At 54.2% G+C, this 19,234-nt stretch carries 26 protein-coding genes and 1 pseudogene; 7 read left to right on the top strand and 20 right to left on the bottom strand.

Annotated features, from left to right (window positions below; genetic code table 11):
- The 3 genes from VU18_RS08975 to VU18_RS21100 all read right to left on the bottom strand — a co-directional run.
- A partial coding sequence (locus VU18_RS08975) for a histidine kinase dimerization/phospho-acceptor domain-containing protein (RefSeq protein ID WP_047758195.1) occupies nt 1-1,231 on the bottom strand: 1,231 nt, incomplete at its 3' end.
- Nucleotides 1,228-1,902: a response regulator transcription factor gene (locus VU18_RS08980; protein WP_011231642.1), complete on the bottom strand. Its 675-nt coding sequence runs from the start codon at nt 1,900-1,902 to the stop codon at nt 1,228-1,230. The genes VU18_RS08980 and VU18_RS08975, both read right to left, overlap by 4 nt.
- Before the next feature lie 170 nt (nt 1,903-2,072).
- On the bottom strand, nt 2,073-2,195 hold the full coding sequence (locus VU18_RS21100) for a hypothetical protein (RefSeq protein WP_011231643.1): 123 nt from the start codon (nt 2,193-2,195) through the stop codon (nt 2,073-2,075).
- 230 nt (nt 2,196-2,425) lie between these two features.
- Here VU18_RS21100 and VU18_RS08985 point away from each other — a divergent pair, with 230 nt between their 5' ends.
- Nucleotides 2,426-2,890 (top strand): Hsp20/alpha crystallin family protein, encoded by a 465-nt coding sequence (locus VU18_RS08985; protein ID WP_011231644.1) that lies wholly within the window; start codon nt 2,426-2,428, stop codon nt 2,888-2,890.
- 115 nt (nt 2,891-3,005) lie between these two features.
- Here the strand turns inward: VU18_RS08985 and VU18_RS18240 are convergent, their stop codons facing one another.
- A complete protein-coding gene (locus VU18_RS18240; protein WP_185968123.1) occupies nt 3,006-3,170 on the bottom strand; it encodes a hypothetical protein in 165 nt (54 codons plus the stop codon).
- An 85-nt stretch (nt 3,171-3,255) separates the two neighbouring features.
- Here VU18_RS18240 and VU18_RS08990 point away from each other — a divergent pair, with 85 nt between their 5' ends.
- Nucleotides 3,256-3,441 (top strand): hypothetical protein, encoded by a 186-nt coding sequence (locus tag VU18_RS08990; protein ID WP_011231645.1) that lies wholly within the window; start codon nt 3,256-3,258, stop codon nt 3,439-3,441.
- Nucleotides 3,441-3,695, top strand: a complete 255-nt coding sequence (locus tag VU18_RS08995) for a sigma-G-dependent sporulation-specific acid-soluble spore protein CsgA (protein ID WP_011231646.1) — start codon at nt 3,441-3,443, stop codon at nt 3,693-3,695. Before VU18_RS08990 ends, VU18_RS08995 begins: the two co-directional genes overlap by 1 nt.
- 83 nt (nt 3,696-3,778) lie before the next feature.
- Here the strand turns inward: VU18_RS08995 and VU18_RS09000 are convergent, their stop codons facing one another.
- A complete protein-coding gene (locus VU18_RS09000; protein WP_011231647.1) occupies nt 3,779-4,126 on the bottom strand; it encodes a YppG family protein in 348 nt (115 codons plus the stop codon).
- Nucleotides 4,127-4,411: 285 nt separating this feature from the next.
- On the opposite strand from VU18_RS09000, the gene VU18_RS09005 reads away from it, so the two are divergent.
- Nucleotides 4,412-4,612: a YppF family protein gene (locus VU18_RS09005; RefSeq protein ID WP_011231648.1), complete on the top strand. Its 201-nt coding sequence runs from the start codon at nt 4,412-4,414 to the stop codon at nt 4,610-4,612.
- A gap of 119 nt (nt 4,613-4,731) precedes the next feature.
- On the top strand, nt 4,732-4,902 hold the full coding sequence (locus VU18_RS18360; protein WP_013144930.1) for a hypothetical protein: 171 nt from the start codon (nt 4,732-4,734) through the stop codon (nt 4,900-4,902).
- Nucleotides 4,903-4,983: 81 nt separating this feature from the next.
- Here the strand turns inward: VU18_RS18360 and VU18_RS09010 are convergent, their stop codons facing one another.
- A complete protein-coding gene (locus tag VU18_RS09010; RefSeq protein ID WP_013144929.1) occupies nt 4,984-5,367 on the bottom strand; it encodes a YppE family protein in 384 nt (127 codons plus the stop codon).
- Between the two features lie 116 nt (nt 5,368-5,483).
- Complete coding sequence (locus VU18_RS09015; RefSeq protein WP_014196179.1) at nt 5,484-5,726, bottom strand: hypothetical protein; 243 nt, start codon at nt 5,724-5,726, stop codon at nt 5,484-5,486.
- Between the two features lie 224 nt (nt 5,727-5,950).
- On the opposite strand from VU18_RS09015, the gene recU reads away from it, so the two are divergent.
- Both recU and VU18_RS09025 read left to right on the top strand, forming a co-directional pair.
- Nucleotides 5,951-6,553 carry a Holliday junction resolvase RecU gene (gene recU / locus VU18_RS09020; protein ID WP_011231652.1) on the top strand — a complete coding sequence of 201 codons (603 nt, stop codon included), beginning with the start codon at nt 5,951-5,953 and terminating at the stop codon, nt 6,551-6,553.
- A gap of 33 nt (nt 6,554-6,586) precedes the next feature.
- Nucleotides 6,587-9,277: a penicillin-binding protein 1A gene (locus tag VU18_RS09025; RefSeq protein ID WP_047758030.1), complete on the top strand. Its 2,691-nt coding sequence runs from the start codon at nt 6,587-6,589 to the stop codon at nt 9,275-9,277.
- Nucleotides 9,278-9,380: 103 nt separating this feature from the next.
- Here the strand turns inward: VU18_RS09025 and nth are convergent, their stop codons facing one another.
- From nth to panB, 13 genes and pseudogenes are all read right to left on the bottom strand, one after another.
- Nucleotides 9,381-10,052, bottom strand: a complete 672-nt coding sequence (gene nth / locus VU18_RS09030; protein ID WP_011231654.1) for an endonuclease III — start codon at nt 10,050-10,052, stop codon at nt 9,381-9,383.
- Between the two features lie 103 nt (nt 10,053-10,155).
- Nucleotides 10,156-10,857 (bottom strand): DnaD domain-containing protein, encoded by a 702-nt coding sequence (locus VU18_RS09035; protein ID WP_011231655.1) that lies wholly within the window; start codon nt 10,855-10,857, stop codon nt 10,156-10,158.
- A gap of 67 nt (nt 10,858-10,924) precedes the next feature.
- Complete coding sequence (gene asnS, locus VU18_RS09040; RefSeq protein ID WP_011231656.1) at nt 10,925-12,220, bottom strand: asparagine--tRNA ligase; 1,296 nt, start codon at nt 12,218-12,220, stop codon at nt 10,925-10,927.
- Nucleotides 12,221-12,281: 61 nt separating this feature from the next.
- On the bottom strand, nt 12,282-12,431 hold the full coding sequence (locus VU18_RS18155) for a hypothetical protein (protein WP_014196185.1): 150 nt from the start codon (nt 12,429-12,431) through the stop codon (nt 12,282-12,284).
- 16 nt (nt 12,432-12,447) lie between these two features.
- Nucleotides 12,448-13,629, bottom strand: coding sequence for a pyridoxal phosphate-dependent aminotransferase (locus tag VU18_RS09045; RefSeq protein ID WP_021322199.1), 1,182 nt, complete (start codon nt 13,627-13,629; stop codon nt 12,448-12,450).
- A gap of 21 nt (nt 13,630-13,650) precedes the next feature.
- A complete protein-coding gene (locus VU18_RS09050; RefSeq protein ID WP_011231658.1) occupies nt 13,651-14,127 on the bottom strand; it encodes a DUF5590 domain-containing protein in 477 nt (158 codons plus the stop codon).
- A gap of 5 nt (nt 14,128-14,132) precedes the next feature.
- Nucleotides 14,133-14,303 (bottom strand): YpmA family protein, encoded by a 171-nt coding sequence (locus tag VU18_RS17395; protein WP_011231659.1) that lies wholly within the window; start codon nt 14,301-14,303, stop codon nt 14,133-14,135.
- A gap of 154 nt (nt 14,304-14,457) precedes the next feature.
- Nucleotides 14,458-14,616, bottom strand: a complete 159-nt coding sequence (locus VU18_RS19925; RefSeq protein WP_236687343.1) for a hypothetical protein — start codon at nt 14,614-14,616, stop codon at nt 14,458-14,460.
- Nucleotides 14,617-14,639: 23 nt separating this feature from the next.
- A partial coding sequence (locus VU18_RS19930; RefSeq protein WP_304413651.1) for a helicase C-terminal domain-containing protein occupies nt 14,640-15,788 on the bottom strand: 1,149 nt, incomplete at its 5' end.
- A 1-nt stretch (nt 15,789) separates the two neighbouring features.
- Nucleotides 15,790-17,369, bottom strand: a pseudogene (locus VU18_RS19935) (exonuclease domain-containing protein); the annotation flags it as partial.
- A gap of 47 nt (nt 17,370-17,416) precedes the next feature.
- Nucleotides 17,417-17,800: an aspartate 1-decarboxylase gene (gene panD, locus VU18_RS09065; RefSeq protein ID WP_013144919.1), complete on the bottom strand. Its 384-nt coding sequence runs from the start codon at nt 17,798-17,800 to the stop codon at nt 17,417-17,419.
- Nucleotides 17,782-18,684 carry a pantoate--beta-alanine ligase gene (panC, locus tag VU18_RS09070; protein WP_014196191.1) on the bottom strand — a complete coding sequence of 301 codons (903 nt, stop codon included), beginning with the start codon at nt 18,682-18,684 and terminating at the stop codon, nt 17,782-17,784. Before panC ends, panD begins: the two co-directional genes overlap by 19 nt.
- The coding region (gene panB, locus VU18_RS09075; RefSeq protein ID WP_047758198.1) for a 3-methyl-2-oxobutanoate hydroxymethyltransferase at nt 18,681-19,234 on the bottom strand (554 nt) is incomplete at its 5' end. The genes panC and panB, both read right to left, overlap by 4 nt.

Raw genomic sequence — 19,234 nt, forward strand, 5'->3', positions numbered from 1 at the left:
AAAAAACGTTTTTCAGCTCTTCTTTCGGAATGCCGATGCCATAATCACGGATGGACACGATGACAAACGGCCCTTCCTCGCGCAAGGAAATCGCGATTTGTTTCACTCGCTGAGAATATTTTACCGCATTGTCAAGCAAAATGAACAGCAATTGTTCAAAATGATGTTTCGCCATCGCCGCGCGCGCAATCGGCTTATCCGGCTGGTCAATCAGAAATTGGAAATCTGGGTGCAAGACGCGGAAATTTTTGACGACTTGTCCGACAGCCGCCGCGGCATCCATCGGCGCGACCTCATCCGGCACCGTGATCGCCTCGGCGCGCGACAAGTCAAGAAGCTCGAGAACGAGCCGCTTCAGCCGCTCCGCTTCTTTCACCGCCGCCTCGAGCGATTCTTCTAAAATCTCTGGATTGTGCTTTCCCCATCGTTGCAGCAACGAAAGATGGCCTTGCAAAATGGCGAGCGGCGTGCGCAGTTCATGGGACGCATCCTCGACAAATTGCCGCTGCATGGCGAACGACCGCTCAATTTCATCCATCATGCCGTTGAACATCACCATCAGTTCCGCGATTTCATCGCGCGCCGGAGGCACATCAATGCGCCGTTTCAGCCCGTTGTTTTGAATGTCCGCCATCGTTTTGGCCAGCGTTTGCAACGGCCGGACGAAGCTTTGCGCCACGAACCGGCCGGCGACAGCGCTTGCCGCCATGGCCAAAAAGCCGATCGCCGTCATGATGAGAAAGAGTGTGTTGGTCACTTGCTGGAACCTCGCCAGCCGACGGGCGATCTCGATCGTTCCATGCAAGTTGCCGATATGCAGCGGCTGACGGAGCAGCAAAAATCGCTCATTGTTGATGAAATGCTCATCCATCTTCCGCTTGTCGGGCATCTCGCTTGGCGATAGCGACACCGCCGCCCCATTTGAAACGGAGACGATGACGTTTCCTTTCTCATCCGTAACGCGAATGAGCTGGTAGCGTTCATTCAGCTTTTCCAAAAACGCGCGGCTGCGGCGAATCCCTTCCCATGATAGATTACGTTTTTCCGCGTAATATGTTTCAATTTCCGCCACCGTTTGTTCCATCGTTTTTTCTTCTTCCTTCAGCAGCCATTGTTTGACCATATGATATTGCAAAAACGTAAACACAAAATACGTAATGAAAATCGCCCCGGCCGACAAAACGGTCAGCTTCCCTTTCAGCGAAAGCCGGCGAATCGCCTCCCTCTTCATGGCCGCATCACATATCCCGTGCCGCGCACCGTTTGGATATACCGCTCTTTATCGTGTTCGTCAAGCTTTTGCCGCAAATAGCGAACGTAGACGTCAACGACGTTCGTCTCAACCTCGGCGTCGAACCCCCACACTTTGTCAAGGAGCGCATCACGCGTCAAGACAACATTGATGTTTTGCATAAAGGCGACGAGCAAATCGTATTCGCGCTTCGTCAGCTCAATAAATTCGTCTCCTTTTTTCACTGTGCGCGCCTGCACGTCAACGACTAAATCTTTAAACGTCAACACTTGGGCGTTCGCTTCCGGATGAACGCGGCGGAACAAGGCGCGGATGCGGGCGAGCAGCTCTTCAATGGCAAACGGTTTGACGATGTAGTCATCGGCCCCGTTATCGAGCCCCATGACGCGGTCAAACACGCTGTCGCGCGCTGTGATCATGATGATCGGCGTCGATTTCGCCGCCCGGATGCGGCGGCATACTTCCATGCCATTTAAACGCGGCAGCATCACATCAAGCAAAATGAGATCCCACTGCTCCGAAAGAGCGAGCTCGAGCCCTTCGCGTCCATCGGCGCATACATGCACGTCAAAGCCTTCGTGCTTTAAATCAAGCTCCAAAAACCGGGCGAGCCCGGCTTCATCTTCAATCAATAAAATACGTCCGTTCATCAGTTGCTCCTCCTCTCTTGCGGCTGTTGCTGCTTCCACCTTTATACATCTTTAACTATACACAACAAATCGTTCACCGCCAACGGACAGCCAGCAGTCAAAAAAGGAATGGGGCGCCTGTTAGGGACGCCCTCAAAAATGAATCGGCAAAAAGCGGCGCAGGCAGCTGTTTATGAATGGCGGTCAACGATCCAATCAACAATGGCTTGAACGATTTCAAACACTTGATAAGAAAGAAGCGACACGGCTGTTCCCGAAAAAAACAATGTCACCAGCCAATGAACCCAATGCATCGCGCCATCCCTCCTCCCGCCGCCGGGCAACCGACAGCGTTATTGATGTGCATCTCATGGATGGTGGTGTCATTATATTCCATCCGGGTTAAAACAAGATGAAAACTCTCTAAAAAAGTATGAAGTAGCTTTTTTTGCGCTCTGTACATACATTGACAGTGAATCGCTTTGCCAATCGGCAGCGTCCCGACAGAACCATTTCGCTGTTTTGAAAAAAGGAGGAGAGCGCAATGAATGAATCGTTTCAACCACCAGCCAATGGGGGAGGCCATCACCCGTTCCATCATTTGCGGAAAATGATGAATCAATGGTTTGATGAACGGCCGCTGCAAAAACTGTTTGAAACGCTCGATGACTATTTCGCACAAACGTTTGCTGCAGCGTACATTCCGATCGAGGTGAAAGAGACGAAGCACGATTACCAAATCATTGTCCGGCTGCCTGACATCAAAAGGGAACAAATCAGCTTGCAATGGCAGGAAGATGGGCTGCAGCTGATCGTCGATCACAATGAAACAATTGAATCGGCAGATCATCACGGCCATGTATACGAACGCCGCCACGCACGGCGGCGCGTGGCGAGGCTGATTCCGTTTCCGTATCCGGTCGCTGAGCATGAGGTGAAAGCCTCGTTTCAAAATGGGACGCTCACCATCCAGCTGCCGCAAAAACGGAAATATATCGATATCGATTGAAGACGATCCAGCCTGTGTGTGCGTTCAAAAACCATTTTGGCAGCGGCCAGCGCCGCGCTTGGACGTGAAACAAGCCGTTCCCTTCATGGGGAGCGGCTTGTTTCTTATCCAGCTTCTATTGTTTATGGGGTGAATTTCCGGAACGTTCGCCCTCTTCCGGTGTTCCTTTTTTGATCACCCATTCGTTGGCGATTTCCTCGCGGTGGTTCGTGTATTTGTTTTTCCGCTTCCAGTTGTCGTTGTGGTCTGTCACCGCCATCACCCCCTTATTGTTTGCCATTCGCTTGCCTTGCTGCGGCCAACACGATGTGCATACATACTTTCTCGGCTGACAAGCTACGCTACTGATAGGAGGTGCAAAACGAATGGCGAAACTGCCCGATTTCAAACAATTGAACGACCGACTGATCAACGAGCCGTCGGATGAGCCGATGCTTGTCATCAAAACAAACCTCGACCCGGACCGCGTGACGGAAGAAAATCCGTACGTCCAAGGCCGCACAAACACAAGCAAAGAGTTTGTCTCTTTTTTTGAAGGGGGCGGACGATGATGGAACAAACACTCGCTTACTTGCGCGAAGTGCTGTCCAACTATTTGGATCACCACGGCGACACCCCAAAACGCATTTACAAAAAACTGATCAGCAAACCATACCGAGGCGAAGGGGAATTTGTCCGCGACTTGACGCAAGAAGAAAGCGCCTTTTTGGACCGCATTTTGCCCCATGAAATCCGCTATGCGATGGATGAGCGCGATTATGAGCGCGTGTATCAGCTCAATGAAGTGTATGAGTTGCTCATTTGACAACGTGAAAACCGCTCCCCGTGCAAACGGCGGAGCGGTTTCCCTTTTTCAAGCGCGCTCGACCGTCGCGCCATGACGCGGTTTCATTTTTTAAACGTACCGAGCAATCCTTTCAACACGCCATTCACTTGATTGACCGTATTGATCATTTGCCCCACGGTACTCATCATTTTGTTGATATCGTACGTTCCGTCGCTGTTTTTAAACTGGGCGAGAAACGACGGGCGCGGCGGCGGCAAAAGCGGCCCCGGCTTTGGGTATGACGCCGGATGGGGAGGCGGGGCGGCATGGGTGGACGGAAAAAAGGGCCAGTGCCCCGGCGCCGATGGAAAAGATGAACCTCCATAGTGGAAGTAAGGATGATAATGGCTGCCTAAGCCATAGGGACCATACGTGGGCGGTGGTAAAACCGGGCGCGAGTAACGATGCATATTCCTTCTCCCCCATTGTTGGTGTCCATTCCCCCTTGCCTAGAAAGCGGCTCGTACAGGCAAGATGCGGCCGTGCGCTGTTTCGCACGCAAACGAACAACATTCATGCTGATGAGCCACCAACCTTCCAGGCCGAAGAGGTGGGCTGCCACTAGTATATGTGACGGCGCCCGATGGCGTGTACGGACATGTCATCTCTTGTCGGAAGTTTTAATTTTCCGAAATCATTCTTTCTTCCTATTTTTATGGTACGATGTAAAAAAGGGGGAAGGGGGAAAAGCATCAATGAACGTGACGGAGTTAAAGCATAAGTTTATGGCGGTCAAACATTGCGAACCGGCTGAGGCGAACGAACTGCTTGATTTTGCCCGCCGTCTGTATTTGCGCGGGGAAATTTCGCTCGCCGAGTACCGCGATCTCGTGCGTGAGCTCGAAAAAGCCGGCGCCTCTCAGCCGGATGAAGCAGGGGAATACGCTGGGCTGTAGGACGATGAGGGAGCTTTTCCCTTCTTTTTTTTGCCCCTGTTCCTCAAGACGCATAAAAAACGATGTTTCTTCCCACCCTAAAGAGGCAAGAGGAATTGTCGTGCAAGGGGGGATTGGCGATGGGTCGAGGCGTCCACTTTAACCATAAATTGAAAGGCCATGACCATGAAAAGCCGAAACATGGAAAACCAGCGCCGCCCAAGCATACGGAGCGGGTCGAATACGAGATCAACACCGTCGCTACTGCAGAAGGCGGCCCTGTCTCGATCACAACAGGCAAAGACACATAAAACAAAAAAGGGGGCTGATCCAAAACGCACTCGCGTTTTGGGTCAGCCCCTTTTTCCGTGCGGCCGCTTTCTCCTGCCCCGTCAAAGCCTCTCCTTGCCTGCTTCGCTCGTGTCGTCAAGCCGTTCCTTGACAAGCGCCAGCGTATAAGCGACGGCCTGGCTGTATTGCTTGATGCGGCGCTCAGGAACGGATGGATAAAATGCCTCAACGCACAGCTTCGCCATATGGTCGGCGGCGGCTTCAATTTGCCGCTCATGGACATATTTCGGCCGCGCATGGCGGACCCAGCGGGAAGCGGCGTCCTTCCACCGTTCGGCAACGGCCTGCACCTCTTCGGCCATCGGTTTCACGTCGCCAAAAAAATCCGGCTCCTCGTTCCGCTCGCGGGCGCGCCGGGCGATCAAAAGCAACTGTTCGTTGTATTGTTGCAGCCGCTTCGTCAACGCCTTAAGCTCTTTTTCCATGGCGCCTCCTCCTTATCCATGCCGGCAAATCCGGTTTGCCCATGTGCCCTATGGCCCGGAGAACGGATGCGTTTTGCCGCGATGCGCTTCTGTTTGATGATACCATACCGACCGGCTCACACCAAATACAGTTTCGACGAAAGCGGAAGTGCAGCACGCTGCTTCTCCTTCTCAAGCCGCTGTTCCACGCCGGCGATCTGCCCTTCAAGCCGCCCGAGCTGTGCTTGATTTTGCGTATAACGCTCTTCGATGACATCGGCGATCACTTTTTCCATTTTCGCATCGACCTGCTCGATGAGTGCAACAATTTCCTGCAGCTGCTTTTCGATCTCCTCTTTTTTCACGAGCCGTTTTTCCATTCCCTCTCCCCCATTTCTCGCATGATGATATTCCATTCGCGGCGGGAAGGACGACTCCTGCTGCGGCGACAAAAGTAGAACGAATTCGGCAAAGAAAGTGGCAAGCAGCCGCCATTCGACATTGACCTCCTTCGCTTGCCTTCAGTCGAAAGGAGGAAAAGAAAAAGAGCGCATATGACCGGAGCGTATGGTATAATAAAAACCATTCAAAGGAGATGAACGCGATGGCACTCAAATACCCGAGCGGAAAAGAGTATCGCGGAAACAAGCCGAACGCCGCGCGCCGGCCGGCGGCCGATTATGCCAATCGCGGCATGACGCTCGAAGACGACTTAAACGCGACGAATGAATATTACCGGGAACGCGGCATCGCTGTCATCCATAAAAAGCCGACCCCGGTGCAAATCGTGCGCGTCGACTATCCGAAACGGAGCGCCGCCGTCATTACCGAAGCCTACTTCCGGCAAGCGTCGACGACCGACTACAACGGTGTGTACCGCGGCAAGTACATCGACTTTGAGGCGAAAGAGACAAAAAACAAAACGGCGTTTCCGCTGAAAAATTTCCACGCTCATCAAATCCGCCATATGGAGCAAGTCGTCGCCCACGGCGGCATTTGTTTTGCGATTTTGCGTTTTTCTTTGCTCAATGAAACGTATTTGCTTGACGCCTCTCATTTGATCGCTTGGTGGAACAAACAGGAAGCCGGCGGACGAAAGTCGATTCCGAAACAAGAGATCGAACGGCATGGACATTCCATTCCGCTTGGCTACCAGCCGAGAATTGATTATATTAGTGTAGTAGACAACGTGTACTTCACCCGTTGAAGTGAAAACTTGTAAGAAAGGCAGGATTTGCTTATGTCTGGTGAATATCGTTCTCGCGTAGAACGAAAGCAGGCAGCGAAACAAACGAAACAGAAGAAAGCGAAAACGAAACGAGGAAGATCGTGGTTAAAAACCATCGCCATTGCGATATTGCTGATGATGGTCCTTGGCGCCATCGGGGGTATTGCCACTTTCGCCTATTTCGTTAAGGACGCTCCTCCGCTGGATGAGGCCAAAATTAAAGATCCGCTTTCTTCCGTCTTGTACGATATGAATGGAAAACAAGTAGCGGAGCTTGGCGGCTACAAGCGAACGTACATTTCGTATAAAGACGTGCCGAAAGTGCTTGAAGATGCCGTCTTGGCAACAGAGGACGCCCGCTTTTATGAACACCACGGGATCGACATCGTCCGCTTGGCCGGCGCCGTCCTCGCCAACATCAAGGAAGGATTTGGTGCAGAAGGCGGCAGCACGATCACCCAGCAAGTCGTCAAAATGACGTTTCTCTCATCCAAAAAAACGCTGGAACGGAAAGCGCAAGAAGCTTGGCTGGCACTGCAGCTGGAACAAAAATATTCGAAGCATGAAATTTTGGAAATGTACTTGAACAAAATTTATTATTCAGACGGCATTTATGGCGTCGCTCGCGCCGCCGAATATTATTTTGGCAAGACGGACTTGAAAGAGCTCACTCTTCCGGAAGCAGCCTTGCTTGCCGGCATGCCGCAAAGTCCAAACCGGTATAATCCGTATGACCATCCAGAGGCGGCAAAAAAACGGCGCGATACGGTATTGTCGCTTATGGTGAAACATGGCTTTATCAGCCAGGAAGAAGCGGAAAAAGCGAAACAAGTCCCGATTCAATCGATGCTGACAAAACGGAAAAAATCGCAAAATGATGTACCATATGACGCCTTCATTGACGAAGTAATCAAAGAAGTGACCGACAAAGCGAACGTCAACGTCTTTGAAGATGGGCTGAAAATTTATACAACGCTCGATCAAAACGTTCAAACATACGTAGAAAAGCTATTAAACTCTGACAAATACTTTACCAATAAGAAGGATTTGCAATCCGGCATCGCCGTCGTCGACACCAAAACAGGCGCCATTCGCGCGTTAGGCGGCGGTCGCCATCGCGACAATATCGAATTCGGCTTCAACTACGCAATCCAACCGGTCGGCCAGCCCGGTTCAACGATCAAGCCGATTTTGGACTATGGCCCGGCGATTGAATATTTAAAATGGTCAACAGCGCACATTCTTGTTGACGAGCCGTATACGTATTCGGACGGCACGCCGATCCGCAACGCCGGCGGAAAATACGCTGGGCCGGTGACATTGCGCAAAGCTCTCACGTGGTCATACAACATTCCGGCGCTCAAAACCTATCAAGCCGTCGGCAAAGAGCGGGCGATGGAGTTCGCTAACCGACTCGGCATGGGCTTTGATGAAGTATATGAGCCTTACGCTATCGGCGGAGTATCCCGCTACGTATCGGTGCTGCAAATGGCTGGAGCGTACACTGCTTTTGGTAATAACGGCGTCTATACGAAGCCATATGCCGTGACAAAAATCGTCTTCCCGGACGGCACGGAAATGGATTTGCAACCCAAACCAAAACGAGTGATGCACGACTATACCGCCTACATGATCACGGACGTGCTGAAGTCTGTCATCCGCTCCGGAACAGGTCAATTGGCCAATGTTCCAGGACTTGAGCTCGCAGGCAAAACAGGGACGACGAACTATGGGAAAGATGGAGCAAAATTCGGCCTTGACCGGGACGATGTGCCGGACAGCTGGATTGTCGGCTATACGCCAAACTATACGGCGGCCATTTGGGTCGGCTTCAGCAAGCGAAGCAGCACGGCAAAGCTTGATAAATATGAGCAGAAAATCCCGAAATATTTGCTCAGAGACATCATGTCCCACATCGATGACGGTAGTGGGGAATTCAAACAGCCGGACAGCGTCGTCAAGCTGCCGATCAAAAAAGGCACAAACCCGCCGAAGCTCGCCGGCAAATACACGCCGGAAAGCGAAATTACGTATGAATTGTTCGTGCGCGGCACTGAGCCGACGGAGACGGCGAACGACGTGCCGGAAGAACTGCCGGCGGTGAAAGGGTTGACCGCTGTGTACGACCAAGCGGCGAACGCCATCTCGGTTTCGTGGTCATACGATGAGCAAACCGATGAGACGATCTTCGAGGTGCGCGTCAAAGATGGCCAAGGTCAAACGAATACGATCACCACAAAAGACCGTTCGATCACGATTTCCAATCCGACGCCAGGATGGACGTACACAATCGCCGTGTACGCAAAAGACGGCGAACGAATGAGCAAACCGGCCATAGCCAGCGTTCATGTCCCCGGCGGAGAAGATCAAACTCCCGTGCCACAACAACCGGGGGATGACAGCCAAGGCAGCGGCGGGCAAAACGGCGGCACCGATCAAGGCAACAGCGGGAATAACGGAAACGAAAACGGTCAGGGAAACAACAATGAACAAAACGGCGGCGCAAGCGGCGGACAAGAAAATGGCAACAGCGGCGGGGCCAACCAAAACAATGGCCAAACGGATGGAACAAACAACCAAGGAACGAACAACAGCGGCCAAACGAACGGAACGAACGGTGGAACGGGTGCAAACAGCGGAACGCCGCCTGTCTCCCCGCCGTTAAAAAACGGATCCGGAGCGGGTCTTGGCACCCGTCCATAACCGTTGCATTCCCAAAAAACGGATGGCTTTTGCGCCATCCGTTTTTTCATGACCGACCGGCATGCTGCTGGCCCTTCTTCACCAAGCCCTTTCACGGCTCCGTTCACTTCTGATTTGCCGCTTTTTCCTCCCGTTTTCGCATCCGTTTTTTTCCTTCACGGCATAAATGAAGAAGAGGACATGACGGACATTGCGGAGACTGTGCCTTGCAATGGTAGCGGCCGAAAAAAATCATTCGGTGGTGGGTGATCGACCATTCTTCTTTTGGGATGATTTTCATCAGCGTCTTCTCGACTTCCAAAACCGAGTCGTCCCAGCGGCAAAAGCCGAGCCGTTTGCTGACGCGCTCGACGTGTGTATCAACCGCGATGGCCGGCACGCCGAACGCAACGGACACAACGACGTTCGCCGTCTTCCGCCCGACGCCCGGCAGCTTCATCAACTCATCGCGGTCGCGCGGCACTTCGCCGTTGTACTTGTCAATCAACATCGCGCACAGCTTTTGAATGTTTCGTGCTTTGTTCCGATATAAGCCGATTGAGCGGATATCTTGCTCGAGCTCCTCAAGCGGCACCGCAATATAATCGTGCGGTGTCCGATATTTTTCAAACAGCCGTTTCGTCACCTTGTTGACGAGCGCATCGGTGCATTGCGCCGACAAAACAACCGCAATCAGCAGCTCAAACGGATTGCGGTGCACCAGCTCGCAATGCGCATCTGGAAACATTTTTGCCATCTCATCCAAACAGTAGCGGATTTGTTGCTTTGTCAGCACCTCGTCTCCTCCTTATTGCCATATTGGCCCGAACAAAACGACGCCTTTTACCGGTTCGATTGGCCATTTTTGGACAAACAAAAACGAGAGACAGCGCCTCTCGTTACGAGTCGAGCCAATTGAAAAACGGGATCGTCTGTTTAAATTCTCCCGCCGTCTGTCTCGCGGAACGGGAGGACGGCTTGCGAAACTTTTTGCCGTAATCGTGCGCCTGTTCAATCGTGCGAATGCCGTTCTTTTTCCATTCAAACAAGATGCGATCGATGTAGCGGAAATTCAACTTCCCCGACAGCACCGCTTCGCGCAGCGCCGCTTTAATGATGGCCGGCTCATGGCCGTCTTGATCGATCCACATCGCAAGCGTTTCACACTCGAACGGGGAGAGCGGGCGGCCAAACTCCTGCTCAAAAACGGTGTATAAGCTCTCCTCTTCCTCCTGCCGGCCGAGTTCCCCCTGTTGAGCCGCCTGGGTGTACAAATGATGCACGAGCTTCTCCCAAAGCGGTTCAAGCGTATATTTTTCGTTGCGAATGCCTTGTTCATCCGTATGCTCTTCAATCGCGATCATCCCTTTTTGCAAGAGCCGACGCACCATCTCCATGCATTCCGCTGCCGAGACCGTCATTCTTTCGGCCAGCTCGGCCGGCGTCGGAAACAAGACGCCTTCTTCGAAAAACGACTGCATATGCAAAAGCAAGACGAGCTCCCCCTCGCCCAACCCAAGCTGCTTGTAGTGGCCAAGCAACAGCTTCGGGACGGCGATGCTTCCTTGCGCCAGCCATTCGGCCACCTTTTTCTTTTCCATGCCGATGCACCTCAACTATAGTATAACATGACGGCGGCGAAAAAACCCCCTTTTTGCAGGGGGTTTTTTACGGATAAAGCCGGTTGAGCAGCCGCGGGAACGGAATCGTCTCGCGCACATGTTCGACGCCGCAAATCCAAGCGACAGTGCGCTCCAAGCCGAGCCCGAACCCTGAATGCGGCACAGAACCGTATTTGCGCAAATCCAAATACCATTCATACGCTTCAAGCGGCAAATGGTGCTCTTCAAGGCGGCGCTTGAGCAGCTCATAATCGTGAATCCGTTCCGAGCCGCCAATGATTTCCCCGTATCCTTCCGGCGCAATCAAATCGGCGCATAGCACAACGTCGGGGCGGTTCGGGTCCGGCTGCATATAAAACGGCTTCAAAGAGGTCGGATAGTGGGTGATGAACACCGGTTTGTCAAAACTTTCGGCGATGGCCGTCTCATGCGGCGCACCGAAGTCATCGCCCCACTCGATGTCGGTCAATCCTTTTTCATGAAGCAGCTTGATCGCCTCATCATACGTTAGGCGCGGAAACGGCGGTTTGACCAGCTCAAGCTTCGACACGTCGCGCCCGAGCCGCCCGAGTTCAAGCCGGCAGCGCTCGAGCACCGACTGCACAAGGTAGGAGACGTACTCTTCTTGCAACCGCAAATTGTCTTCAAACTCATAAAACGCCATTTCCGGCTCCACCATCCAAAACTCGATCAAATGGCGGCGTGTTTTCGATTTTTCGGCGCGGAACGTCGGGCCGAATGAGAACACTTTGCCGAGCGCCATCGCCGCCGCTTCCATGTAGAGCTGGCCGCTTTGCGACAAATAGGCATCCTCATCAAAATATTTCGTATGAAACAGTTCGGTCGTTCCTTCCGGTGCGCTGCCAGTCAAAATCGGGGCGTCGACTTTCACAAACCCGCGGTCGTTGAAAAACTCATACGTCGCCCGGATAATTTCGTTGCGAATTTTCATGATCGCGTGCTGGCGCCGCGACCGAAGCCAAAGGTGGCGATGGTCCATCAAAAATTCGACGCCATGCTCTTTCGGCGTAATCGGATAGTCAACTGCTTCTTGAATGACTTGCAAATCGGCAACCGACAGCTCGTAGCCAAATGGGGAGCGCTCGTCGATGCGCACCGTGCCCGTCACATAGAGCGACGTTTCTTGCGTCAATGTTTTTGCGCGTTGAAACACCTCTTCCGAGACGTTCGCCTTTTCGACGACGCCTTGAATAAAGCCAGTGCCGTCGCGCAGCTGCAAAAAGACGATTTTCCCGCTTGAGCGCTTGTTCGCGAGCCAAGCGCCGATCGTCACTTGTTGTCCTACGTATTGATTCACTTCCGCAATCGTCGTCGTTTTCACGCACTGATTCCCTCCAATAATCGACACGTCCATCATTCGCTATTATACCGTTCCGTCGGCGTCACGGCAACGACCAGCCAAAGCAGCGCAAAACGATGCTGCCCCCACCAATCGCCCTTCGGCGCAGCCGCCCGGAGCCAGCCGACAGACCGACGCGGAAAAAGCGGCTTTGCGCCAAACAAAGCCGCCCTTTTTCTTTCCACTCTGACACCTTGGCGCAAAGCGCCTTAGGCCCGCGCCTCCATAAACCGGCGGATGCGTTCGATCGCTGTCTCGAGCGCCTCAAGCGAGGTCGCGTACGACAAGCGGACGTAATCCGGCGCCCCAAACCCAGAACCAGGCACAAGCGCGACTTTCGCTTCCTCCAACAAGACGGCGACGAACTCGTCGACCGTGCGGCATTCGGCCATATCCGCCGCCTTTCGGGCGTTCGGGAACAAATAAAACGCTCCTTGCGGTTTGATGCAGGTGAAGCCTGGAATTTGCACAAGCTTGTCATAAATGATGTCAAGCCGCTTTTCAAACGCTTGGCGCATTTGTTCGACCGGCTCCTGCGGCCCGCTGTAGGCGGCAATGGCCGCATATTGAGCGATCGATGTCGGATTCGATGTGCTATGGCTTGCTAAATCGGTCATCGCTTGAATGATATCTTTCGGTCCAGCCGCGTAGCCGATGCGCCACCCTGTCATCGAGTGCGATTTCGATACGCCGTTGATGATGATCGTCTGCTCCTTCAGCTCCGGCGACAGTTCGGCGATCGACACATGTTTCGCCCCGCCGTAAATCAATTTTTCATAAATTTCGTCCGAAACGATCAACACGCCATGCGCCAAGCATACTTCCCCGAGCGCTTTCAGCTCCTCGGCCGTATAAATCATGCCGGTCGGATTGCTCGGGGAGTTGATAATCACCGCCTTCGTCTTCGGGGTAATCGCCTGTTTCAGCTGATCCGGCGTCATTTTAAAGTCGTTTTCTTCCAGCCCTTCAACGTAAACCGGAACGCCGCCAGCCAGCTTCACTTGTTCCGGGTAGCTCACCCAATACGGCGTCGGAATGATGACCTCATCGCCTTCATCAAGCAGCACTTGAAAGAGCGTATAAAGCGCATGCTTCGCCCCGACACAGACGATGATTTCCGCCGGCTCGTATGAAAGCCCTTGATCGCGGGCAAATTTTTTGATGATTTCCTCTTTCAGTGCCGGCAACCCGCCTGATGGCGTATATTTTGTATGCCCTTCATTCATCGCCTTGATGGCCGCCGCGATAATGTGCTCAGGCGTGTTGAAATCCGGTTCGCCGGCCCCAAGGCCGATCACGTCGTATCCGGCCGCTTTCAGTTCCTTTGCTTTCGCCGTAATGGCCAATGTCGCCGATGGCGTCAGCGACGCCACCCGTTTTGCCAGTTTCATCGCTTCTTCCCCCTCACGTCCTCACTGTTGAAAACTGTACCTCTTCAGGAAGGCCCCATCCGCAAAGTGAAGGTAATAAAACGAATACCTTCCTTCCGCATCAATATATGTCAACTCCCAAAGAGGCACGCCTTTTTCCATGCCAAGCGTCGCGTCGATGATGCGCCGCGGTCGGCGGTCGCGTTGCAAAATGGCGCGCGCTTCCGCCTCGCTGATGCCGCTGTCCACGCCCTTGACGACGACACTCCCCTTTTTTTCAGGCACCCAAACGACGACCGCTTTCCCTTGTTTTGTTCTTCCGATGAATACGGTGCACGCTTCGTCGCCATAATATGTATAGACTTTCTTCACATCAGCAAGCCCGGCGGCTTCCTTCGCCCGCGCCAACGCATGTTCCACCATCAGCCGCTTGGACGCCATCGCCTCGTCATAAATCGACCATGCCTGCCAAATGAGGAATCCAAAAAAAAGCAGAGTGAACCAACCCCACTTTTTCATCGTGATCACGTCCGATAAATCGTAAAGATGGCCTGGCGCTTGTCGTTTTCATCCAAGGCAAGGCCAAACATCAAATTGTCGCGCTTCAGCGTTCGGTTCAAGCAGTCGACAATTTTGTACAAGTCGTCGGAGTGCTGAACTTTGACGGTAGCGAGCACTTCGATTTTGCTTTCCATTTTCGTCGTTTCCTCCTGTGCGGCGCAAATTTTGTTACTTATACACGCCGGCGGCTCCGGCAACAATACAAATACAGCGAAGGTGACATCAAAGGCGTGCTTCTTCGCACCTCTGCGGCCAAGCCGACAAAGCCAAACGGCAAGGCGCAAACTGTCATCGCAGTTGTGCTTCTTTCCTATTATAGCAGGTTTGTCCGATCATTTCATAACAAATTTGCCCGCCTACACCGTCAACGCCAATTTGCTTCTTTGCCCCCGCTTCATGCGGGGTTTTTTGCCGCCTGACACCTTTAGATTGCGCCGTTTCGTCCATCTTTATGAGAAATAAAGCCCGCTTTACGAAAGCCAAGTTTCCGCTTCGTCGAGCAGCTCAGAAAGCGCGCCTTCATGCACCGAAAGCGGCGGCAAGGAAGCGAGAAAATCCGCGCCGTACGGGGAAGACATCAGCCGCCGATCCAGCACAAATACGGCTCCTTTGTCGTCTTCAGTGCGAATGAGACGGCCAAACCCTTGCTTAAAACGAAGCACCGCCTCAGGAAGCGCCAGCTCGGAAAACGGATCGCCGCCTCCTAGGCGAATGCGCTCGCTTTTTGCCTCCATCACGGGATCGTCCGGGGGCGCAAACGGCAAGCGGGCGATGACAAGCACATCGAGCGCTGAACCTGGCAGATCGACCCCTTCCCAAAAGCTGCTCGTCCCAAACAACACCGCATGCTCAAACTGCAAAAACGTCCGCAAGAGCTTTGCCAGACTGCCGCTTTGCACCCCTTGAGCGATCAAAACAAACGGCTCGCCTTCTTCCTCCGTCTTCAACGCATCAACCGTCAGTTTCAACAGTTCATACGAAGGGAACAACACAAGCACCCGCCGTCCGAGGCGTCGGGCGATCGCAAGCACCGAAGCGGCGACCGCTTCGGCGTAATCTTCAAGCGGCACGGCAGAAACGAGCGGCATGTCCGCCGGCACGAAGAGCGCGGCCTGCTCCTCGTAACGAAACGGCGACGGAAACGAGCGGCAAAGTGGATAAAAATCCTCAAGACCGAGACGCGCCGCCATATACGTGAACCGGCCGCGGACAGTGAGCGTCGCCGACGTCAAAACGACGCTCCGTTTTTTCATAAACAGTTGATCGGCGAAAAAGTCAGCAAGGTCAACCGGCTGCGAGTAAAGGCGGACAGCGTTCGCCGCCCCTTTTTCGTCCGCTTCGATCCACCGGACGACACCCGGCTCCTTTTCGGTCAGCAAACGCACGAGCGCAGCCATTTGCCGGTTGAGAGCCGCCAAATCAGCCGACAGCAAGGCGGATGGTGGGAAATCGCCACTCGTATCAGCGGATAGAAGCGGCTTCGCTTCAGCGGATAGCGCCGCCGCCAAATCGCGCAGGCGCCAGCATAACTCCACCGCCGCCTGCCACGCCCGGCTCTGTTCGTCCGTCGGCGAAAAGCGATAGCGGCAACGTCCAGCGCGAGCCGGCTTTTTGTCCAANGCATAGCGGCGCAACAGGCGGAACAGCTCGTCCCCTTCAAACTGCAGCTCCTCAAGGCGTTGCTGGCAACGGACAAGAGCCCCATTCGGTGCGTCCTGTTCTGCTTCTACCCATTTCGCGATCGTCTGCGCGATTTTGGCGGTCAGCAGGCGAAACGACACATAGCTAATCTGCTCGCCAAAACACCGGGCGGCGGCATCTTCAAGCCGATGCGCCTCATCGATGATCAGATGGCGAAACGGCGGCAAAAGCGGCGCCGGGCCGGTCAAATCATGAAGCAAAAGCGCATGGTTGGTAATGACCACATCCGCCCGTTCGGAGCGCTCTTTCGCCCGGGCGAAAAAATGATGCCGCCCGCCGTCTTCCTCTTCGCCGATGGCAAGCGCGGACAATAGGAGACGGGCGCCGGATGACACATTCAATTCGTCCAAGTCGCCGCTGTCGGTCTCAAGCAGCCAAACGAGCACCTGGCACTTCAAGAGAGCCGCATCGTACGTGTCAGACGGCTCCGACAAAAACGAAGCGAACTTGTCAAGGGATAAGTAATTTTGCTTCCCTTTCAAAACGGCAACGCGGAGCGGAAACGGCGCGATTTGCCGCAATACCGGCCAATCGCGGCGAATGAGCTGCTCCTGCAGCTGGAGGGTATGCGTGCTGATGACGACCCGCTCTTGCTGCTCACAGGCAAAAAAAGCAGCGGGAATCAAATAGGCGAGCGATTTGCCAAGTCCGGTCCCTGCTTCAATGAGCGCGTGCTGGGACGTCGACAGCGCCTCATAAACGAGCCGCATCATCTCCCACTGCCCCACGCGCCGCTTGTAGCCGGGAAGCGGAAGGGGCGGCTCCTGTTCGCAAAAGGCAGCGAACGAAGCCAAAGCGGGGCGCCGATCGCTCTCATCTGGCTCCGGCGCCGGTTGTTTCAACGCAATGCCGCGGTATACGGCGACAGCGCGGTCGGCCGGCGCCTTGTTCCGCTTTTTGGCGATGACCGCATCAAGGAGCAAGTAAATATCGCTTTTCAAGTGGCGGGCAAGACCGCGCAGTTGCTCAAGCGTCATAAGCGGCAGACGGGAGAGCCGCTTGAGCAAGGCAATGAACAGCTTGGCGGTCACTTCCGCATCGCTGTCCGCTTGATGCGGACGATTGTGGTGGAGGCCGAGCTGCCTCGCCAAATCGCCGAGCTTATAGCTTTCGGCAGTCGGCAACACGATGCGGGCGAGCTCGACCGTATCGATCGTCGGACCGGAAAACGGCGGCCAGCCAGCCCGTTCAAGCTCGGCCTGCAAAAACGGCAAATCAAAGTCGACGTTATGGGCGACAAAGTAAGCACCGTGCATCAAGGCGGCGATCTCGCCCGCCTTGTCAGCAAACAGCGGCGCTCCTTCGACCATCTGTTCGTTGATGTTCGTCAGCTGCTGAATGAACAGCGGAATGGGCCGTTCCGGGTTAAAAAAGCTGGCAAACCGTTCGACAATCAGGCCATCTTCGACGACCGCCATGCCGAGCTGGATGATCCGATCGCCTTTTTTCGGCCCATTTCCGGTTGTCTCCAAGTCAATGATGACAAAGCGCGTTGCCATAAACGATCACCTCAAAACGAAAAGGGGCGGAAAGCCCCTTTTTGCCCTCATAAAACCGTATGCGCCGGCTCTTCGGCGATGAGCTGCACAATCCGGTTGTTTTCGTCCATAATCGCGATTTTCGGTCGATGGGCGGCGATTTTTTCCTCTGGAACGAGCACATATGAGATGACGATAATAACGTCCCCTTTTTGCACAAGGCGGGCGGCGGCGCCGTTTAGGCAAAAGACGCCGCTGCCGCGCTCGCCGGGGATGACGTATGTTTCAAAACGGGCTCCATTATTATTGTTCACTACCTGTACTTTTTCATTAGCCACAATGCCGACGGCATCCAAAATATCTTCATCGATCGTAATGCTGCCGACGTAATCGAGATTGGCCTCTGTTACACGAGCGCGGTGAATTTTGGCGTTCATGAGCGTGCGAAACATGCTTGCTCCCCCTTTCCATCCCCTTGTTCGCCGGTTTTGGGCAACTCAATCATGATATTGTCGATCAACCGGGCGCTCGCAAATCGGACGGCGACAGCGATCAGCACTGTCCCGGCGAGCGTCTCAAGCGGCGTCAAATCCGGATATGAACATACTTCGACATAATCGATCTCAGCGTGCGTATGCGCTTCAATATGCTCTCTAACCATCCGGCGGATGGCCGCTGCGCTCCGCTCTCCTCGTTCGACGGCGGAAGCGGCCGCTTGAAGCGCTGCATACAGCGCCGGCGCCTCACTCCGTTCTTGCGGCGACAAATAGACGTTGCGCGAGCTTTTCGCCAGCCCGTCCGCCTCGCGGACCGTCGGCACCGGCACGAGCTCGATCGGAAAATTGAGATCGCGGATCAAGCCGTCGACGACCGCCACCTGTTGGGCATCTTTCATCCCAAAGTACGCGCGGTCGGGCATAACAATGTTGAACAGCTTAATGAGCACCGTCGCCACGCCGTCAAAATGGCCGGGGCGCGACCGTCCGCACAGCACGTCGGCGCGCGCTTGAACGATCGCTCGTACGGTAAGCGGCTCCGGATACATCTCGTCCGCTTCCGGATGGAACAAGACGTCGACTCCATGCTGTTCGGCGATGCGCCGGTCGCGCTCGAAATCGCGCGGATAGCGGGCAAAGTCTTCGTTCGGTCCGAACTGAAGCGGGTTGACGAAAACGCTTAGGACGACGATGTCGTTTTCCGCGCGCGCCCGATCGATGAGGGAGGTATGCCCTTCATGCAAATAGCCCATCGTCGGAACGAACCCGATCGTCTTTCCTTCACGGCGATATTGGCGCATGAGCGCCTGCATCGCTGCAATCTGATCCATCACGATCATCCTTGCTTTCCTCCGTAAAGCGCCACCCATTCTTCTTCCTTCATCGTAAACGTGTGCGCCGGCTCCGGGAACTGGCGCAGTTTGACATCAGCGACGTAGTTGGCTAACGCCTCGACGATCGTCTCTTGGATGGACGCGTATTGTTTCACAAACTTCGGCACGCGGGTGACACCGTAGCCAAGCAAATCGTGATACACGAGCACTTGACCGTCGACTTCCGCCCCAGCGCCGATGCCGATGACGGGAATGGTGAGTTCCCGGGCCATGGCCGCCCCGAGCTGCTTCGGAACACACTCTAAGACAAGGGCGATCGCTCCCGCCTGCTCGCATTGTTTCGCATCATCGAGCAGCTTTTTCGCACTTTCGGCATCTTTGCCTTGCACTTTATAGCCGCCAAGAACGCCGACCGATTGCGGCGTCAACCCGAGATGGGCAACGACCGGCACGCCGGCTTTCGTCAGCGCGGCAATCATGTCGACGACTTCATCCGCCCCTTCGACTTTAACGGCGTTCGCCCCTGACTCTTGCATGATGCGGCGGGCGTTTTGCA

Source organism: Geobacillus sp. ZGt-1 (genome assembly GCF_001026865.1).
GTDB classification, from domain to species: domain Bacteria; phylum Bacillota; class Bacilli; order Bacillales; family Anoxybacillaceae; genus Geobacillus; species Geobacillus thermoleovorans.

Excerpts from the sequence above, each read along its gene's own strand:
- VU18_RS21100 (WP_011231643.1), bottom strand. The coding sequence starts at position 2,195 with ATGCATTGGGTTCATTGGCTGGTGACATTGTTTTTTTCGGGAACAGCC.
- VU18_RS09010 (WP_013144929.1), bottom strand. The coding sequence starts at position 5,367 with ATGGAAAAAGAGCTTAAGGCGTTGACGAAGCGGCTGCAACAATACAAC.
- VU18_RS09000 (WP_011231647.1), bottom strand. The coding sequence starts at position 4,126 with ATGCATCGTTACTCGCGCCCGGTTTTACCACCGCCCACGTATGGTCCC.
- VU18_RS09050 (WP_011231658.1), bottom strand. The coding sequence starts at position 14,127 with ATGAAAAAGTGGGGTTGGTTCACTCTGCTTTTTTTTGGATTCCTCATT.
- VU18_RS18360 (WP_013144930.1), top strand. The coding sequence starts at position 4,732 with ATGGGTCGAGGCGTCCACTTTAACCATAAATTGAAAGGCCATGACCAT.
- VU18_RS17395 (WP_011231659.1), bottom strand. The coding sequence starts at position 14,303 with ATGGAAAGCAAAATCGAAGTGCTCGCTACCGTCAAAGTTCAGCACTCC.
- VU18_RS09015 (WP_014196179.1), bottom strand. The coding sequence starts at position 5,726 with ATGGAAAAACGGCTCGTGAAAAAAGAGGAGATCGAAAAGCAGCTGCAG.
- panD (WP_013144919.1), bottom strand. The coding sequence starts at position 17,800 with ATGTTTCGCACGCTCATGAACGCCAAAATTCACCGCGCTCGTGTAACA.
- VU18_RS09045 (WP_021322199.1), bottom strand. The coding sequence starts at position 13,629 with ATGAAACTGGCAAAACGGGTGGCGTCGCTGACGCCATCGGCGACATTG.
- VU18_RS08995 (WP_011231646.1), top strand. The coding sequence starts at position 3,441 with ATGGAACAAACACTCGCTTACTTGCGCGAAGTGCTGTCCAACTATTTG.
- VU18_RS09005 (WP_011231648.1), top strand. The coding sequence starts at position 4,412 with ATGAACGTGACGGAGTTAAAGCATAAGTTTATGGCGGTCAAACATTGC.
- VU18_RS08990 (WP_011231645.1), top strand. The coding sequence starts at position 3,256 with ATGGCGAAACTGCCCGATTTCAAACAATTGAACGACCGACTGATCAAC.
- VU18_RS09035 (WP_011231655.1), bottom strand. The coding sequence starts at position 10,857 with ATGGAAAAGAAAAAGGTGGCCGAATGGCTGGCGCAAGGAAGCATCGCC.
- recU (WP_011231652.1), top strand. The coding sequence starts at position 5,951 with ATGGCACTCAAATACCCGAGCGGAAAAGAGTATCGCGGAAACAAGCCG.
- VU18_RS19925 (WP_236687343.1), bottom strand. The coding sequence starts at position 14,616 with ATGGACGAAACGGCGCAATCTAAAGGTGTCAGGCGGCAAAAAACCCCG.
- VU18_RS18240 (WP_185968123.1), bottom strand. The coding sequence starts at position 3,170 with ATGGCAAACAATAAGGGGGTGATGGCGGTGACAGACCACAACGACAAC.
- VU18_RS08985 (WP_011231644.1), top strand. The coding sequence starts at position 2,426 with ATGAATGAATCGTTTCAACCACCAGCCAATGGGGGAGGCCATCACCCG.
- VU18_RS08980 (WP_011231642.1), bottom strand. The coding sequence starts at position 1,902 with ATGAACGGACGTATTTTATTGATTGAAGATGAAGCCGGGCTCGCCCGG.
- VU18_RS09025 (WP_047758030.1), top strand. The coding sequence starts at position 6,587 with ATGTCTGGTGAATATCGTTCTCGCGTAGAACGAAAGCAGGCAGCGAAA.
- panC (WP_014196191.1), bottom strand. The coding sequence starts at position 18,684 with ATGATCGTGATGGATCAGATTGCAGCGATGCAGGCGCTCATGCGCCAA.